The organism is Allosediminivita pacifica (assembly GCF_003054175.1).
GTDB lineage: Bacteria > Pseudomonadota > Alphaproteobacteria > Rhodobacterales > Rhodobacteraceae > Allosediminivita > Allosediminivita pacifica.
This window is the reverse complement of the sequence record NZ_QBKN01000098.1, coordinates 1-1,029: the sequence shown is the minus strand read 5'-3', so window position 1 is coordinate 1,029 and position 1,029 is coordinate 1. Positions and strand designations below refer to the sequence as shown.

The following is a 1,029-nucleotide window of genomic DNA, read 5'->3' as shown; positions in this document are numbered from 1 at the left end:
GCAACATGTATAACCGCCCCTTGCGCAAGAGGGTTTGTGAGGAAATTTCGCGCGTCGTCGGGTGCTGACATGTATCCGGCCTCAAGTGCGGCCGTTCATCATGCCGCGGGCCCGTATGGTGTTCGCGGATCAGCTCCAGATCAAAGCCGCGTGCTCGATGGCACATTGTTGCACTCTGGTTTTACCGACCCCGTCTCACGACCGTTGCGCCAAACTTCTCTTTGCCCTTCTACGCTCCGACGTCTCGCGACCGATAGCTGGCTTTACGCCGCCACGGTCGGAGCCCGGTAGGTCTCATCATTCTTCATGAGGGCCCAGACGATCCGGGCCATCTTGTTGGCGAGCGCCACGCGCACCAGCATCGGTGGCTTTCTCTCCAGCAACCCAGCCAGCCAGGTGCCCGGGCGGGCCGATGCATGGCTGTGGCGCTTGATGATGACGCTGTTCGCTCCGATGATCAGCAGTCGCCTTAACGAGCGCTCTCCCATCTTTGTTGTCGCCCCAAGGCGCTGTTTGCCTCCAGTTGAATGCTGTCGAGGGGTAAGGCCCAGCCATGCTGCGAAATCGCGCCCCTTGGCAAAGTGCTCCGGAGGCGGTGCCAGCGTCGCGAGCGCCGTTGCAATCAGAGGGCCAATCCCCGGTATAGTCATGAGCCGACGCGCAACAGGATCTTCCCGAGCACGGCGGGCGATCTCGGCGTCGAGCGCCGCGATCTGTCGCTCCAGTTGAACAAGCATGGCCGTCAGCGCCATGAGCGAGGTCCTCGCGGCAGCCGGCAGTCCTGCGTCTTCGTCTTCGACCACGGCCACCAATCGGCGGGCATTCGTTGCGCCCTGTGGCACAACATGCCCGTATTCCCCCAAGTGCCCGCGCAAGGCATTGATGCTCTGGGTCCGTTGTCGGATTAGCAGCTCCCGAACCCGAAACACACTGGCCGCTGCCTGCGTGTCTTCGCTCTTGATCGGCACCGTCCGCATGCTCGGTCTCTGGATTGCTTCACAGATCGCTTCCGCATCAGCCGCATCATTC

The 1,029-nt window shown here is 62.0% G+C and carries 1 protein-coding gene; it reads right to left on the bottom strand.

The features are described 5' to 3' along the window. Positions 1 to 263 precede the first annotated feature (263 nt). Positions 264 to 1,029 (bottom strand): IS110 family RNA-guided transposase (locus C8N44_RS23090; protein WP_107979014.1); only part of this gene is annotated, 766 nt, incomplete at its 5' end.